This is a genomic window from Micromonospora sp. DT231 (assembly GCF_049847025.1).
Classification (GTDB): Bacteria; Actinomycetota; Actinomycetes; order Mycobacteriales; family Micromonosporaceae; genus Micromonospora.
Window position 1 is genome coordinate 220008 of sequence record NZ_JBNCNO010000013.1, and the last position, 15692, is coordinate 235699.

The window sequence follows — 15692 nt, forward strand, 5'->3', positions numbered from 1 at the left end:
TGAGCCCGGACAGTACCGGCGGGCCGGCACGCGGAACCACCGCATTCGACCTGCGGTCGGGGTAGGTCGGTGACCGCTGTTGGAGGTTCATCCGCGAGAAGGCGCTGACCGAATCGAAGGCGCTTAACCGTTCGTACGCCGGCCCTCCGACCTGCGCCACGCGGCGGCCTCGCTCTGCCTTAGTGCCGGCGTCCCGCCGACCGAGGTCGCCCGGCGCCTGGGCCACGGCGTGCCGTCCTGCTCCCGGGTCCACGCCAACCGCATCGACGGCGGGAACGACACCAGGAACGACAAGATCGGCGAGGCCCCCGGTTGATTAGGGTGGACCTATGGGGCAGGGGGACGACGACAGCGCGCAACTGAGCTTGGGAACGCTTGAGCGTGGCCAGGTCGCCGCTGGCGTGGTGGTCCAGATCGAGAATTTCGGGGTGTTCGTGGAGCTTGGCGGTGTCACCGGCATGGTGAACTGCCCGGAGTTGTCCTGGAGGCACTTCGATCACCCGACCGACGTCGTGGACGTGGGGGACCGGCTCACCGTCATGGTGCTGGACGTCGACCTCGACCGCGAGCGGGTGTCGCTGTCGCTGAAGGCGTTGCAGCCCGACCCCATGGCCGAGTTCGCCCGGACAGGTCTCGGCGCCGTCCTGGTTGGTGAGGTGACACAGATCGTGCCGTTCGGTGTCCTCGTGGCCGTGGAAGACGGCATCCAGGGGTTGGTCCACAAGTCCGCGCTCGCCCACGATCCTCAACTCGGCGAGCGGATGTCGGTGGAGGTGGTCGACATCAACCTTGTTCGCCGCCGGGTCCGGCTCCTGCCGAACAGGCGCAAACCGTCGTAGATCTGGGCTGCCCCGCGTAGCTGGGCAGAGACGGTCTACCCGGACCTCTCGTACGTCAACGAGGCCGACCGCGGCGGCCACGGCGCCGCGTGGGAGGAGTCGCGGAGCTGCGGGCCGCGTTCCGGCCGCTGCGCAACTCCTGAGCCCGACCCGGGAGTGGATCAGCGTCCGGGCGATCGGGGCGCCGGGCGCGGTCACCAGATAGATGACAGTGCCCTGTTGCCGCGAGGTAGCGGCGAGTAGTGTGCGTATCCGGGACAGAGGGGCGGCAGTTCAATTCAACTGTTACGTCTAGTAGGTGCGCTTTCCCCTGCTAGGTCGTTTCTTGGCCGTGCCAGCGTGGGTCGAACAGCAGATGGTCTGGCCGGACGTTGTGCCTGCCCGGCCGAGCGGGTCAGCTCGCAGGTCGGTCGGCCTGATCGCGGGTCGGGAACTTTCCTGGCGGACGTCGCTGTGGCACCATCGTGGAATCTCCATCCCCGCACTGCCCCCCTGCCGACAGGAGTTCCCAATGTCTGGTCGAAACTTTGGCCGGCTGCGTATGGCGTCCCTTACCCTCGCCGCGCTGGCCGTTGGCCTCCTAGGTGCCCAATTCGGTGGCGCCTTCCAGTCCACCTCCGTCGAATGGGGCGCGCCCACGGGCCACAGCGTTTCGGTTCCGAGTGGAGCGCAGTCCGCCGTCCTCCGGTGACTCCGGTGCGGCGATGACGTGAGCGATGACAGGGCGGTGCGGTGTCACCTAGGGCTGTCCGACGTCGTACAACCGAACACGCCTGGCTGATCACAGCTCCACTCGCCGGGATGGCGTTGGTGGGATGTCTGGTCATCGCCCTGTCGGTGCCGAGCCACCTGGCGGACTGGCCGATTGCTGTTGCGCTGCTGGTGGTGATGGTCGCTGCCGGGATACCAACGCTCAGCATGGTGGCCCGCCGCCAGGCGGTCGTGGTGACGCTCAGCGAGATCCCGCTGGTGCTGGTGGCGTACTGGTTGTCGCCGCTCCTCGTGGTCGTCGTCGCCACGGCAGCCGAGCTCTTCACCCAGATGCAGCGAGGCTACGCCCCGCCGAAGTTCTGGTTCAACGTCGCCCGGGCGGCGGCCGGCAGCTCGGTGGCCGGCCTGGTGCTGGCCGCTGTGCCGCATCACGAGCGAGTGGGGCCCGCAACCTGGGGCGTGCTCTTCGCCGCCGTCACGGCCAACACGCTCATCAGCCTTGTTGCCGTGGTCGGCGTGATCACGCTCCTGCAGGGCTGGCAGGGCACGCGGGAGACGGTGCGCACGGCCGTCCAGGTCCTGCTGACCACGGTGCTGAACGTGGCGATCGGGCTGATCATCCTCATCGCGCTGGCGACGACCTTCTGGTCGAGCCTGCTCCTGCTGGCCCTCGGGGCGGCCGGCTTCGTGCTCTACCGTTCATACTCGCAGTTCATCCGGCAACACCGCACCCTGGGCGATCTGTACGAGCTGACCCGGGCGATGAGCGAGGCGGGTCAGGCCGGCAACCTGACAGACGTGCTGCTCGGCCGGGTCCGGTCTCTCATGCAGGCGGAGTACGCCACGCTGTGGCTTCCGGCGCAGGGCCGGCACCCCGAAGTCCTGCTGAGCGCACGCCTCGACGACCGGGGTCTGCTCGACGTCGCCCCGACGCCGCCGGTGCTTCGGGAGAAGACGCGTGCTTCAGGTCGGACGGTCGCTCTCGGCCGGGCCTTCGGCGGTGACCCGATGCTGCGGTCCGCGCTCGCCGACTCCAAGGTCAAGGACGTCATCGCGGTGCCGCTGCGTTCCGGGCAGGCGGTGATCGGCACGCTGGAGGTGGTCAACCGGCTCAGCGACGTGGGTCACTTCGCTCCGGCTGACATTCCCATCTTCGAGACCGTGGCGGCGCATGCCGCCGTCGCCCTGGAGAATTCGCGGCTTGTCGACAGGCTCCGGCACGACGCGTACCACGACGCGCTGACCCGGTTGCCCAACCGTCGGCGGATCACCGGCGCGCTCGCGGAGTCCTTCACGATCGCTGCCCCCGGCGAGGTGGTGGCACTGCTGCTCTTCGACGTGGACGGGCTGCGTCAGGTCAACGAGTCCCTCGGGCACGCGGCGGGGGACAAGGTCCTCGCCGAGGTCGCCAGCCGGTTGCGGGCCAGCGCGCCGTCGTCGGCTCTGGTGGGCCGGGCCGGCGGGGACGAGTTCCTGGTGACCCTGCGGTTGGAGAGCGCGGAGGCGGCGCTCGAGTTGGCCGCCCAGCTACGCGACCAGATCCGTGACGAGATGGTCTTCGACGCGCTCACCCTCGATGTGAACACCGCCGTCGGGGTGGCCGTGCACCCGGAGCACGGCAGCGACGCGGCGACCCTGCTGCTCAGGGTCGACCTGGCCGCCACGGCAGCCAAGTCGGTGCCGGGCAGCGTGCAGCTGTTCAACCCCGCGCTGGAGTCCCGATCGTTGCGCCGGCTGGGTCTGGCGGGCGATCTGCGCCGCGCGCTGGACCAAGACGAGCTGGAGGTCTACTTCCAGCCCAAGGTGACGCTGCGGGATCGGCGTCTGGTCGGTGTCGAGTGCCTGGCCCGGTGGGAGGACCCGACGCACGGCACTGTCGCTCCCGAGGACTTCGTGGCGGTGGCCGAGCACACCGGCCAGTTGAGCCGGCTCACCGAGGTGGTGCTGCGCGAGGGGCTGCGCCGCAGCCGGGACTGGGCGCTGGCCGACCAGCCGCTGCCGATCGCGGTGAACATCGCGGCCCGTACGCTCACCGACCAGCACTTCCCGGACCGGGTCCAGGAGCTGCTGACCGAGTACGGGGTGCCGGCGCAGCGGCTGACCCTGGAGATCACCGAGGCGGGGGTGCTGGACGGCACCGACCGGCCCATCCCGACCCTGCGGCGGCTACGTGACCTGGGTGTCCGGCTGTCGGTGGACGACTTCGGCACGGGCGACTCGTCGCTGGCGCACCTGCGCCGACTGCCGGTGCACGAGGTGAAGGTGGACCGCTCCTTCGTGCAGGGCATGGCGACCGACCCGGGGGATCTGGCCATCGTCAACGCCGTGGTGACCCTCTCCCAGCAGTTCGGCCTGGCGGTGGTCGCCGAGGGCGTGGAGTCTGAGCTGACCCTGGAGCTTCTGCAGGACATCGGCTGCGAGATCGGGCAGGGCTTCCTGTTCAGCCGTCCGCTGCCGTACGAGCGGCTGGCCGCCTGGTTCGGCGCCCAGGTCGAGCCGGAATCGATCTCCAACGGGGAGCTGCCGCGCCTTCGTGTCGTGCCCTGACCAGGGCGTAGACGATCACCGGGGATCCGATTTCACCTGTCGAGCCGGGCCGTGTACTCTTACTTCTGCGCGCCCCACGGGGAGTTCGCGCAGGCCCCCTTAGCTCAGTCGGCAGAGCGTCTCCATGGTAAGGAGAAGGTCTACGGTTCGATTCCGTAAGGGGGCTCGAGGGTTCAGCTGGACCCATCGCAGCGGTGTAGCTCAGATGGTAGAGCAAGCGGCTCATAATCGCTGTGTCGCCGGTTCAAGTCCGGCCACCGCTACTCTCGTCTTCCGGGCTCGTTGCCGGTGGTCGTAAGAAAAATGGGCGCTTCCGGCGCCCACTTTGCATGTCCGCGCTGTCAGCGTCTAGGCTGGCGCGTCGTAGTTGTTTCCGTTAGCGAGGAAGGCACTCCGCCGTGGCGAAGGCTACCGATGTCCGGCCGAAGATCACTTTGGCGTGTGTGGAGTGCAAGGAGCGCAACTACATCACGCGCAAGAACCGGCGCAACGACCCCGACCGCATCGAGCTGAAGAAGTTCTGCCCGCGCGACGGTCGGCACACGGTCCACCGCGAGACCCGCTGATCCCGGGCCGGCCTCGTGCCGGCCGGTGTGCAAGCTTTCCAATCGCCGATCTGACCGGTGTGGTGCGGCTCCGCCGCAGCCTGCCGGCCAGGTCGGCGATTGTGCTATCCGTGTAGGTTCGCGGCATGTCCCTGGACCCTTCCTTCGTCGGCCGGACCTATCCGCCGACCGCCCCCTACCAGGTGGGCCGAGAAAAGATCCGCGAGTTCGCCACCGCCATCGGCGCCACCGACCCGGCCCACCACGACCGGGAGGCCGCGCAGGCGCTCGGTCACCCCGACGTGGTGGCTCCGCCGACCTTCCCGGTGATCGTCACGATGGCCGCGAGCCGCCAGATCATCGAGGACCCGGCCCTGGGTATGGACTACAGCCGTGTGGTGCACGGTGACCAGCGGTTCGCGTACACCCGACCGGTGGTCGCCGGCGACGAGCTGGTCTGCGTCAACACCATCGAGGACGTCAGCACCAGGGGTGGGCACGGCTTCCTGACCACGCGCACCGACGTGCACACAGTCGCCGGGGAACCGGTCGTGGCCGTCTGGTCGAAGATCGTCGTACGCGGGGAGGCCTGAGATGGAGTTGTCCGCCAAGACGTTCCAGGTGACCCGCGCGGACCTGGTCCGCTACGCCGGTGCCTCGGGTGATTTCAACCCGATCCACTGGAGCGACAGGTTCGCCACGAACGTCGGTCTGCCCGGGGTGATCGCCCACGGCATGTTCACCATGGCGCTTGTCGGCCGGGCGATCACCGAGTGGGCCGGGTCGCCGGACGCGGTGGTCGAGTACGGCGTGCGTTTCACCCGGCCGGTGGTCGTCCCGGACGATGACCTGGGGGCCGAGATCGAGGTCACGGCGCGGGTCCGTGAGGTGACCGAGGACGGGCTCACCCGACTCGACGTGACCGCGACCTGTGGGGGCGAGAAGGTGCTCTCACAGGCCCGCGCGACCATCCGGACGACGCGCTGAAGCAGGCCCGCCACGCGAGGCGGAGAGACCGGTTGGGAAAGTCGGGCGGCTACCCGTACACTGGTCCGCCGTGGGGCAAGTGACCCCTGTTCGGTCGTCTGTGACCGGGTGGGGCGAGTGTTGCCGCACAGGGGTGTAGCTCAATTGGCAGAGCAGCGGTCTCCAAAACCGCAGGCTGCAGGTTCAAGTCCTGTCACCCCTGCGCCTCAGGCCTGACCGTTCCCGTGGGTCGCGCCGCCAGCTTGGCGGCGTCCGGCCCGTGGTGGTGGCATCGGCGGGGTGGTTCCGAGGCAATCGGGCCCTCCGGATGATCCACCGGCCGCGGCCCGTCGCGGGACGGTTAGGCCCGGCCGGCGTGACCAGCGCCGCGTACGCCACTCGGCGTGCGACCCGAGATTCCGCGACGGAGGGCGAAGTGGCCGACAACAAGCGGCACGGCGAGGACGCCGGCGACGATCGTCTGGACGACGAGGTCGTCGACGACGTAGCCGACGACGACGCCTCCAGCGCGGACGAGCCGGTTTCCCGGGGAGGCACCGCCACGCGGTCCCGTGCCCGGGCAGAGTCGGCGGACAGCCGGCCGACCACCCGGTCGGAAACGGGTCGGGTGGGCGTGTTCGGCCGCATCGCCCGGTTCTTCCGCGAGGTCGTAGCCGAACTGCGTAAGGTCATCTGGCCGACCCGCAAGGAGTTGCTGACGTACACGGCTGTGGTGGTGACGTTCGTCGCGGTGATGCTGACGATCGTCGGCCTGCTGGACTACGGCTTCGCCAAGGTCGTGCTGTTTGTCTTCGGCAACTCGGACTGACCGGCTGCCTCCAGCCGATAGTGATGGAAGTGAGCGAGCGTGCCTGAGTACGACGAGACCGCCGGACCCGTGGACGAGCAGTCGACGGTCGCGACGGCGGCTGGTGACGAGTCGATTGAGGCCGCCAGCGAGCCGGAGTTCCCCATGACTGAGCCCGAGCCGGACGAGGAGTTCGACCCGGTCGCCGAGTTGAGGCAGAAGCTGCGCTACGCGCCGGGTGACTGGTACGTCGTGCACTCGTACGCCGGCTACGAGAACAAGGTCAAGACCAACCTCGAGACCCGGATCACGAGCCTCGACATGGAGGACTTCATCTACCAGGTCGAGGTGCCGACCCGGGAAGAGGTCGAGGTCAAGAACGGCAAGCGTTCGCAGATCCAGGCCAAGGTCTTCCCCGGCTACATCCTGGTTCGGATGGAGCTGACCGCCGAGTCCTACTCGTGTGTTCGCAACACCCCGGGTGTGACCGGCTTCGTCGGCGCGACCGACCGGGCCGACCGGCCCGCCCCGCTCTCGCTCGACGAGGTGCTGAAGTGGCTGGCGCCGGCCGTCGAGACCGAGCAGAAGAAGTCGAAGCCGGAGATCAAGGTCCTCGACTTCGAGGTGGGCGACTCGGTCACCGTCACCGACGGCGCGTTCGCGTCGCTGCCGGCCACGATCAGCGAGATCAACGCCGACCAGCAGAAGCTCAAGGTGCTGGTGTCGATCTTCGGTCGCGAGACGCCGGTGGAGCTCAACTTCAACCAGGTCGCCAAGATCTGATTGGTCGTCGGCGGCGGGTCCGACCCGCCGCCGACGTCGGCGTACGCCCTCCCGCTCGACCTCGGCGGACGAGTGGGCTGCGGCCTGCGCTACTCTTGAATGTCGCCGCTGTCGCACCGCGCTGACCGTGCGCGCTCCGAGGGCGGCGACAGCCGCATTTTCCCAGCTCCAAGCCCCAGGAAGTGACATGCCTCCGAAGAAGAAGCTCGTCAAGACGTTCACGCTTCAGTTGCCGGCGGGCCAGGCCACGCCGGCGCCGCCGGTCGGCCCCGCGCTCGGCCAGCACGGCGTCAACATCATGGAGTTCTGCAAGTCCTACAACTCGCAGACCGAATCCCAGCGGGGCGACATCGTCCCCGCCGAGATCAGCGTGTACGAGGACCGGTCCTTCACGTTCGTGCTGAAGACCCCGCCCGCCGCCCGGCTGCTGATCAAGGCCGCCGGTGTGCAGAAGGGTTCGGGTGTTCCGCAGTCCGAGAAGGTCGGCTCGGTCAGCCGCGCCCAGCTGCGTGAGATCGCCGAGAAGAAGATGGCCGACCTCAACGCCAACGACATCGCCCAGGCCGAGAAGATCATCGCCGGCACCGCCCGGTCGATGGGCATCACCGTCAACGACTGACGTCGGCCCAGGCCGTCGACCCGACCGTGGGAGGGCCCGCGCCGAGCGGCCCGCCAGAGACCACAGGAGTAGTAAGCAATGCAGCGCAGCAAGAGCTACCGCAAGGCCGCCGATGTCATCGACCGGTCCAAGCTCTACACCCCCGCCGAGGCCGTGAAGCTGGCCAAGGAGACCACCAACGTCAAGTTCGACGCCACGGTCGAGGTCGCCATGCGCCTCGGCGTCGACCCCCGCAAGGCGGACCAGATGGTCCGCGGCGTGGTCAACCTGCCGCACGGCACCGGTAAGACCGCCCGCGTGATCGTGTTCGCCAGTGGCGCGAAGGCCGAAGAGGCCGCCGCCGCGGGTGCGGACGAGGTGGGCACCGACGAGCTTGTCGCCCGGATCCAGGGTGGTTGGCTCGACTTCGACGCGGCGATCGCCACGCCGGACCAGATGGCCAAGATCGGCCGGATCGCGCGGATCCTGGGCCCGCGCGGTCTCATGCCGAACCCGAAGACCGGCACGGTGACCATGGACGTCACCAAGGCGGTGCAGGACATCAAGGGCGGCAAGATCACCTTCCGGGTGGACAAGCACTCCAACCTGCACCTGATCATCGGCAAGGCCTCCTTCACGGAGAGCCAGCTGGTGGAGAACTACGCTGCGGTGCTCGACGAGGTGCTGCGTGCCAAGCCGTCCGCGGCCAAGGGCAAGTACCTCCGCAAGGTCATCGTGACCTCCACGATGGGCCCGGGTGTTCCGGTCGACCCGAACCTGGTGAAGAACCTCACCGGGGACCCCGCCGAGGCCTGAGCCGACAGATCGCTCCACCGGGGCGCCGCCACGACCGTGGCGGCGCCCCGGCGCGTCCAGGCGTCTAGATGTGGCACCCTCTATCCCATGCGGCTGGAGGATGTCTGGTTGCGGTACCACAGGCGTGGGCCGTGGGTGCTGCGCGGCGTGGACGTGCGGATCGGTCCGGGCGAGGTGGCTGTCGTCCTGGGTCGCAACGGGGTCGGTAAGTCGACGCTGCTCCAGGTGGCCGCGGGGGTGCTGCGCCCCGGCCGGGGCCGGGTCACCGACCGGCCGGCACGGGTGGGCTGGGTGCCGGAGCGGTTCCCCGCCGACCAGCCGTTCACGGTGACCCACTACCTGACCGGAATGGCCCGGATGGCGGGGCTGGGCGCGGCGGCGGCCGACGAGGCGGTCGCCTCCTGGACCGACCGGCTCGGGTTGTCCGCCTTCCGCTCGGTCCGGCTGCCGGAGCTGTCCAAGGGCACCGCCCAGAAGGTGGGCCTCGCCCAGGCGATGCTGCGACCACCGGGCCTGCTGGTGCTCGACGAGCCGTGGGAGGGGCTGGACGCCACCACCCGCGAGCTGGTTCCCGAGCTGATCTCCGAGGTGCTCGCCGCCGGCGGTGCCGTGCTGGTCAGCGACCACCGCGGGGAGACGGTCCGGCTGCCGACCGCGCGCCGCTGGTCGGTGGCCGACGGGGCACTGACCGAGGAGGCGTCGGCGGCGGAGGAGACGTTCGCGGTGGTCGAGGTCGCGGTCCCGACCGCGCGGGTCGCCGGCACCGTCGCCCGGTTGCGCGCCGAGGGCCACCACATTCTTCGGGTACGCGCCGACGCCTCCACCACCGCGCCGCAGGCTCGACCGGCCGAGCCGCCGCAGGTGGCCGGTCCTGCCCGACCCGCCGAGCCGCCGCTGACGGCAGCCGGGGAGCCCGAGACCGTCCCCGCGGTCGAGCAGGCAGCGGAGGAGGCCCGATGATCGCCCTGGTGCGGATGCGGCTTGCCGGCTTGCTGCGGACCGGTCGGGCGTTGGCGCCACTGCTCGCCGGCCTCGTCGTGCTCGGCACGCTCTACGGCGGCGGTCGAGCCCAGCCGGACGAGGCGTACGGCGTCTCGGCCGTGGTGCTCTTTCCGGTGCTCGCCTGGCAGACCAAGATCCTTCTCGACGTCGAGCCGGACGTGCAGCGCCGGCTGGCCCAGGTGACAGTCGGGGTGGCCCGCGAGCGGCTTGCCGGATTCGTCGCCGTGGGCGTGGCGGCGTTGGTGGTGGTGGCCGTCGCGCTGATCTTCCCGTGGCTGGTCGGCGGGGTCACCGGCCCGGTGGAGCCGGAGCACAGGTCGATCCCGGTCGGGCTCGCGCTGGGGTTGTGGGCGCACCTGCTCGCCGTACCCGCAGCGGTTGCCCTGGGCGCGTTGGCCAGCCGGGCGTCGGCGGGCGGTGCCGCGTACGGCGTCGCGGTGTTGACCCTGGGCGGTGTCGGCGCGGTGGTGCTCGGCCTGAGCGACTCGGTGGCGCCCTGGCTGGCACCGCCGATCATGGCCGCCGCGCGCACCACCGCGGGCGACGCGGCCGCGCTCACGCTGCTGGGGCTGACCGGGTGGGCGCTGGCCTGGAGCACCGTGGTCGTCGGCGGCTACCTGTGGCGGCGGCGGGCCCAGGGCTGAGCGGCGCCGGCGTCCGGTGGTGTGGCTCACCAGGCGCGATTTGGCGCTGGTGGCCGGGGGCGCGTAGTCTTCACCGAGTCATCCGTGTTCTCATGGATGAGGAACCACCCAAAGACCGCTGGTCACCGTGCTCCGGCACGGTCGAAGGTCCCGCGACAACGGGCGACCCGCGTAGGGCGGCAAGCGTAACTCGGCAGTGAGACATGGTCCGCCGACTGTGTTGATCCACCGGTTCTCGCCCCGTGCGCCCTGCGCCGGGGCTTTTTCGTTGTCGTGCTGCCTCCGCCCCCGTTCCGGTTTCGGCCGTGACGGGGACCAGCCTCGAGTAACGAGAGAGGAGGGACATGGCGGACAAGCCGATTCGGGCCGACAAGGCCACGGCCGTCGCTGAGCTGACCGAGAGCTTCCGCAGCTCGGGCGCCACCGTGCTGACCGAGTACCGCGGTCTGACGGTTTCGCAGCTCACCCAGCTTCGGCGCTCGCTCGGCGCCGAGACCAGTTACACGGTCGCGAAGAACACGCTGGCGAAGCGTGCTGCGACGGACGCGGGCATCACCGGCCTCGACGAGCTGTTCACCGGTCCTACCGCGCTGACTTTCGTTTCGGGCGACGTCGTCGAGGCGGCGAAGGGGCTTCGCGACTTCGCGAAGGCCAACCCGAAGCTCGTCATCAAGGGCGGTGTCTTCGAGGGCAAGGCCATTTCCGCGGCCGAGGTCACGAAGCTGGCCGACCTGGAGTCCCGCGAGGTGCTGCTGGCCAAGCTGGCCGGCGCGATGAAGGGCAACCTGAGCAAGGCCGCGGCCCTGTTCCAGGCCCCGCTGTCGAAGACCGCCCGTCTGGCGGCCGCACTGCAGGACAAGCGCGAGAAGGAGAGCGCCGAGGCGGCCTGAGGCCCCCACGGCGCACCAGTTCTTACTTAACAGAATCAGGAAAGGACGCCAGATATGGCGAAGCTCAGCACCGACGAGCTGCTCGACGCGTTCAAGGAGATGACGCTGATCGAGCTCTCTGAGTTCGTGAAGCAGTTCGAGGACACCTTCGAGGTCACCGCTGCGGCTCCGGTCGCGATCGCGGGCCCGGGTGGCGGCGGCGGCACCGCTGCCCCGGTCGAGGAGGAGAAGGACGAGTTCGACGTCATCCTCGAGGCCGACGGCGGCAAGAAGATCCAGGTCATCAAGGTCGTGCGTGAGCTGACCGGCCTGGGCCTCAAGGAGGCCAAGGACGCGGTCGAGTCCGCGCCGAAGGCCATCCTGGAGAAGGTCAACAAGGAGACCGCCGACAAGGCGAAGGCCAAGCTCGAGGGTGAGGGCGCCAAGGTCACCCTCAAGTGACCTGAGCTCCACCTGCGCGTACCTGGCTCGTGAGCTGGGACACGATCGCGTCGCGGCGGGCGGTGATCCGACACGGATCACCGCCCGCCGTGTCTGTGGTTGCGGGGCCGACCTGCCTCTGAGCTGGGCGCCGACAGTCGCGACTGTCTATCCGAACGCGCTCGGCGGGTCGCCCTTCGGTGGGAAAGAAGGGCCGACCCGGATACCGGCCCTTGACGCGGCCCCAGGCTGCCAGGCACGCTGGCACCAGCAAGACACCGCGCTTGCGACGGCCACGACGTGGGTATGACAGCGGCGGCACCATCGGCCGCGTCGACCTGAGCGGCCCAGTGGGGACGTTGCGTTCTGAGCGGCCCGGCAGACCCCGGTTCACGGGGGCCGAGGCACGTTCCGCAAACGACCTGCGGGGTGGGCTGGACAGCGGTTAGCCTCTCGGCTACACTGCTAGTTTGCGCTGCCTTCCGACTTGACCCCTGCTCGGAAATGTCCGTTTACGGATATTTCTGGTGGGGTCATTGGAGTGCACGCGTACCAGCCGTTCTGCAGCACCGGTCCTCGGAAGGACGCATCTTGGCAGCTTCCCGCCCTGCGAAGACCAGTCGTACGTCGAGCGCATTCGCTCCCCGCCGAGTTTCATTCGGCAGGATCACCGAACACCTCGAGGTCCCCAACCTCCTTGCCATCCAAAACGAGTCCTTCGACTGGCTCGTCGGCAACGAGGCTTGGCAGGGCCGGTCGGCGGACGACCCGCACGCACGCTCGGGTCTCGCGGAGATCCTTGAAGAGATCAGTCCCATTGAGGACTTCTCCGGCACCATGTCACTTTCCTTCTCGGCGCCGCGCTTCGACGAGGTCAAGGCCTCGATCGAGGAGTGCAAGGAGAAGGACCTGACCTACTGCGCTCCGCTCTTCGTGACCGCGGAGTTCACCAACAACACCACTGGCGAGATCAAGAGCCAGACGGTGTTCATGGGTGACTTCCCGATGATGACGCCCAAGGGCACCTTCGTCATCAACGGCACCGAGCGCGTCGTGGTCAGCCAGCTCGTCCGGTCCCCGGGCGTGTACTTCGACAAGCAGCCGGACAAGACCTCCGACCGCGACCTCTCCAGCGTCAAGGTCATCCCGAGTCGGGGTGCCTGGCTGGAGTTCGACATCGACAAGCGCGACACGGTCGGCGTACGCATCGACCGCAAGCGTCGGCAGGCCGTCACGGTCCTGCTCAAGGCCATCGGCTGGTCGGCCGAGCGGATCCGTGAGAAGTTCGGCTGGTCCGAGCTGCTGATGACCACGCTCGAGAAGGACCACATCGCCGGCCAGGACGAGGCCCTGCTCGACATCTACCGCAAGCTGCGCCCTGGCGAGCCGCCGACGCGCGAGAACGCCCAGACCCTGCTCGACAACCTCTTCTTCAACCCGAAGAGGTACGACGTCGCCAAGGTCGGGCGCTACAAGTTCAACAAGAAGCTCGAAGTCGGCGTTCCGATCACCACCGGCACGCTGACCGAGGACGACATCGTCGCCACCGTGGAATACCTGTGCCGGCTGCACGCCGGTGAGGACGGCTACGAGGCCGACGACATCGACCACTTCGGCAACCGGCGCCTGCGCACCGTGGGTGAGCTGATCCAGAACCAGGTCCGAGTCGGCCTGTCCCGGATGGAGCGGGTCGTCCGCGAGCGGATGACCACGCAGGACGTCGAGGCGATCACCCCGCAGACCCTGATCAACATCCGCCCGGTGGTGGCGGCGATCAAGGAGTTCTTCGGGACGTCGCAGCTGTCCCAGTTCATGGACCAGACCAACCCGCTGGCGGGTCTCACCCACCGGCGCCGGCTGAGCGCGCTCGGCCCGGGTGGTCTGTCCCGCGAGCGGGCCGGCTTCGAGGTCCGCGACGTGCACCCGTCCCACTACGGCCGGATGTGCCCGATCGAGACGCCGGAAGGCCCGAACATCGGTCTGATCGGCGCGCTGTCCACCTTCGCCCGGGTCAACCCGTTCGGCTTCATCGAGACGCCGTACCGGAAGGTCGTCGAGGGTCGGGTCACCGACCAGATCGACTACCTGACCGCGGACGAGGAGGACCGGTTCGTCAAGGCCCAGGCCAACGCGCGTCTGAAGGCGGACGGCACGTTCGCCGAGGAGCGGGTGCTCTGCCGTCGTAAGGGCGGCGAGACCGAGGACGTCCTCCCCGGCGCCGTCGACTACATGGACGTCTCGCCCCGGCAGATGACCTCGGTCGCGACCGCCATGATCCCGTTCCTCGAGCACGACGACGCCAACCGGGCACTGATGGGCGCGAACATGCAGCGCCAGGCGGTGCCGCTGGTCAAGGCCGAGGCGCCGCTCGTGGGCACGGGCATGGAATACCGGGCCGCGGTCGACGCTGGCGACGTGGTTGTCGCCGAGGTCGGCGGTGTGATCGAGGATCTCTGCGCCGACTACGTCACCATCCACCAGGACGACGGCCACCGCCGGACGTACCTGCTGCACAAGTTCCGCCGCTCCAACGCCGGCTCCTGCGTCAACCAGAAGCCGGTGGTCTTCGAGGGCGACCGCGTCGAGGCCGGTCAGGTCATCGCCGACGGGCCGTGCACCGACGAGGGCGAGATGGCACTCGGACGCAACCTGCTGGTGGCGTTCATGTGCTGGGAGGGTCACAACTACGAGGACGCGATCATCCTGTCGCAGCGCCTCGTGCAGCAGGACGTGCTCACCTCGATCCACATCGAGGAGCACGAGGTCGACGCTCGGGACACCAAGCTCGGCCCGGAGGAGATCACCCGCGACATCCCGAACGTCAGCGAGGAAATGCTCGCCGACCTCGACGAGCGCGGCATCATCCGGATCGGTGCCGAGGTCGTCCCCGGCGACATCCTGGTCGGCAAGGTCACGCCCAAGGGTGAGACCGAGCTGACCCCGGAGGAGCGTCTGCTCCGCGCGATCTTCGGTGAGAAGGCGCGTGAGGTTCGGGACACCTCGCTGAAGGTGCCGCACGGCGAGACCGGCACGGTCATCGGTGTGCGCACGTTCTCCCGCGAGGACGGCGACGAACTGCCGCCGGGTGTCAACGAGCTGGTCCGGGTCTACGTCGCCCAGAAGCGCAAGATCCAGGACGGCGACAAGCTCGCCGGCCGGCACGGCAACAAGGGTGTCATCTCGAAGATCCTGCCGATCGAGGACATGCCGTTCCTTGAGGACGGCACCCCGGTCGACATCGTGCTCAACCCGCTCGGTGTGCCGAGCCGGATGAACATCGGCCAGGTCCTGGAGACCCACCTCGGTTGGGTCGCCAAGACCGGTTGGAAGGTCGAGGGTGACGACGCCGACTGGAAGCGCCAGCTCCGCTCGATCGACGCGCACGAGTCCGTGGGGGACACGAACGTGGCCACCCCGGTCTTCGACGGCGCCCGCGAGGAGGAGATCTCCGGTCTGCTCGAGTCGACCCTGCCCAACCGGGACGGCAAGCAGCTGATCGGCCGCACCGGCAAGGCACAGCTGTTCGACGGTCGTTCCGGCGAGCCGCTGCCGGACCCGATCGCGGTCGGCTACGTCTACATCCTGAAGCTCAACCACCTGGTCGACGACAAGATCCACGCTCGGTCGACCGGCCCGTACTCGATGATCACGCAGCAGCCGCTGGGTGGTAAGGCGCAGTTCGGTGGTCAGCGTTTCGGTGAGATGGAGTGCTGGGCGATGCAGGCGTACGGCGCCGCGTACGCCCTGCAGGAGCTGCTCACGATCAAGTCCGACGACGTGCTCGGCCGCGTGAAGGTCTACGAGGCCATCGTCAAGGGCGAGAACATCCCGGAGCCGGGCATCCCGGAGTCGTTCAAGGTGCTGCTCAAGGAGCTGCAGTCGCTGTGCCTCAACGTCGAGGTGCTGTCCAGCGACGGTGTGGCCCTGGAAATGCGCGAGACCGACGACGAGGTGTTCCGGGCCGCCGAGGAGCTGGGCATCGACCTGTCCCGGCGCGAGCCGAGCTCGGTCGAAGAGGTCTGAGGTGAGCGGTCGGGGGGGGGGGGGGCGGGGCCCCCCCCCCCCCCCCCCCCCACCCAAAAAAAAAAACCAAACAGAAGAACAAAACCACGAAAACAAAAAA

At 68.7% G+C, this 15692-nt stretch carries 14 protein-coding genes and 3 tRNA genes; all 17 read left to right on the forward strand.

Features of this window, described 5'->3' with window-relative positions; translation table 11 throughout:
* Positions 1-329 precede the first annotated feature (329 nt).
* Entirely contained in the window at positions 330-839 is a 510-nt protein-coding gene (locus tag ACPXBU_RS28210) for a S1 RNA-binding domain-containing protein (RefSeq protein WP_425760390.1), read from the forward strand.
* Between the two features lie 801 nt (positions 840-1640).
* The gene (locus ACPXBU_RS28215; protein WP_393370223.1) at positions 1641-4097 is read left to right on the forward strand and encodes a putative bifunctional diguanylate cyclase/phosphodiesterase; all 2457 of its coding nucleotides are present in this window, start codon (positions 1641-1643) and stop codon (positions 4095-4097) included.
* A gap of 93 nt (positions 4098-4190) precedes the next feature.
* Positions 4191-4263: transfer RNA gene (locus ACPXBU_RS28220), tRNA-Thr, on the forward strand.
* 24 nt (positions 4264-4287) lie between these two features.
* Positions 4288-4360: transfer RNA gene (locus ACPXBU_RS28225), tRNA-Met, on the forward strand.
* Between the two features lie 135 nt (positions 4361-4495).
* Positions 4496-4663: a 50S ribosomal protein L33 gene (gene rpmG, locus ACPXBU_RS28230; protein WP_007073056.1), complete on the forward strand. Its 168-nt coding sequence runs from the start codon at positions 4496-4498 to the stop codon at positions 4661-4663.
* A 125-nt stretch (positions 4664-4788) separates the two neighbouring features.
* On the forward strand, positions 4789-5235 hold the full coding sequence (locus tag ACPXBU_RS28235; protein WP_425760391.1) for an FAS1-like dehydratase domain-containing protein: 447 nt from the start codon (positions 4789-4791) through the stop codon (positions 5233-5235).
* Position 5236: 1 nt separating this feature from the next.
* Positions 5237-5629: a MaoC family dehydratase gene (locus ACPXBU_RS28240; RefSeq protein WP_393370228.1), complete on the forward strand. Its 393-nt coding sequence runs from the start codon at positions 5237-5239 to the stop codon at positions 5627-5629.
* Between the two features lie 129 nt (positions 5630-5758).
* A tRNA-Trp gene (locus ACPXBU_RS28245) sits at positions 5759-5831 on the forward strand.
* 213 nt (positions 5832-6044) lie between these two features.
* On the forward strand, positions 6045-6437 hold the full coding sequence (gene secE / locus ACPXBU_RS28250; RefSeq protein ID WP_393370230.1) for a preprotein translocase subunit SecE: 393 nt from the start codon (positions 6045-6047) through the stop codon (positions 6435-6437).
* A 39-nt stretch (positions 6438-6476) separates the two neighbouring features.
* The gene (nusG, locus tag ACPXBU_RS28255) at positions 6477-7199 is read left to right on the forward strand and encodes a transcription termination/antitermination protein NusG (protein WP_393370233.1); all 723 of its coding nucleotides are present in this window, start codon (positions 6477-6479) and stop codon (positions 7197-7199) included.
* A gap of 187 nt (positions 7200-7386) precedes the next feature.
* Positions 7387-7818, forward strand: coding sequence for a 50S ribosomal protein L11 (gene rplK, locus ACPXBU_RS28260; RefSeq protein ID WP_357079466.1), 432 nt, complete (start codon positions 7387-7389; stop codon positions 7816-7818).
* Positions 7819-7896: 78 nt separating this feature from the next.
* Positions 7897-8613, forward strand: a complete 717-nt coding sequence (rplA, locus tag ACPXBU_RS28265) for a 50S ribosomal protein L1 (protein ID WP_393370235.1) — start codon at positions 7897-7899, stop codon at positions 8611-8613.
* A gap of 87 nt (positions 8614-8700) precedes the next feature.
* Entirely contained in the window at positions 8701-9573 is an 873-nt protein-coding gene (locus ACPXBU_RS28270; RefSeq protein WP_425760392.1) for an ABC transporter ATP-binding protein, read from the forward strand.
* Positions 9570-10259, forward strand: coding sequence for a hypothetical protein (locus ACPXBU_RS28275; RefSeq protein ID WP_425760394.1), 690 nt, complete (start codon positions 9570-9572; stop codon positions 10257-10259). The genes ACPXBU_RS28270 and ACPXBU_RS28275 overlap by 4 nt, the downstream gene beginning before the upstream one ends.
* 344 nt (positions 10260-10603) lie before the next feature.
* A complete protein-coding gene (rplJ, locus tag ACPXBU_RS28280) occupies positions 10604-11149 on the forward strand; it encodes a 50S ribosomal protein L10 (protein ID WP_393370242.1) in 546 nt (181 codons plus the stop codon).
* A 54-nt stretch (positions 11150-11203) separates the two neighbouring features.
* A complete protein-coding gene (gene rplL, locus ACPXBU_RS28285; RefSeq protein ID WP_393370244.1) occupies positions 11204-11590 on the forward strand; it encodes a 50S ribosomal protein L7/L12 in 387 nt (128 codons plus the stop codon).
* Between the two features lie 570 nt (positions 11591-12160).
* A complete protein-coding gene (locus tag ACPXBU_RS28290; protein WP_393370247.1) occupies positions 12161-15592 on the forward strand; it encodes a DNA-directed RNA polymerase subunit beta in 3432 nt (1143 codons plus the stop codon).
* Positions 15593-15692 lie beyond the last annotated feature (100 nt).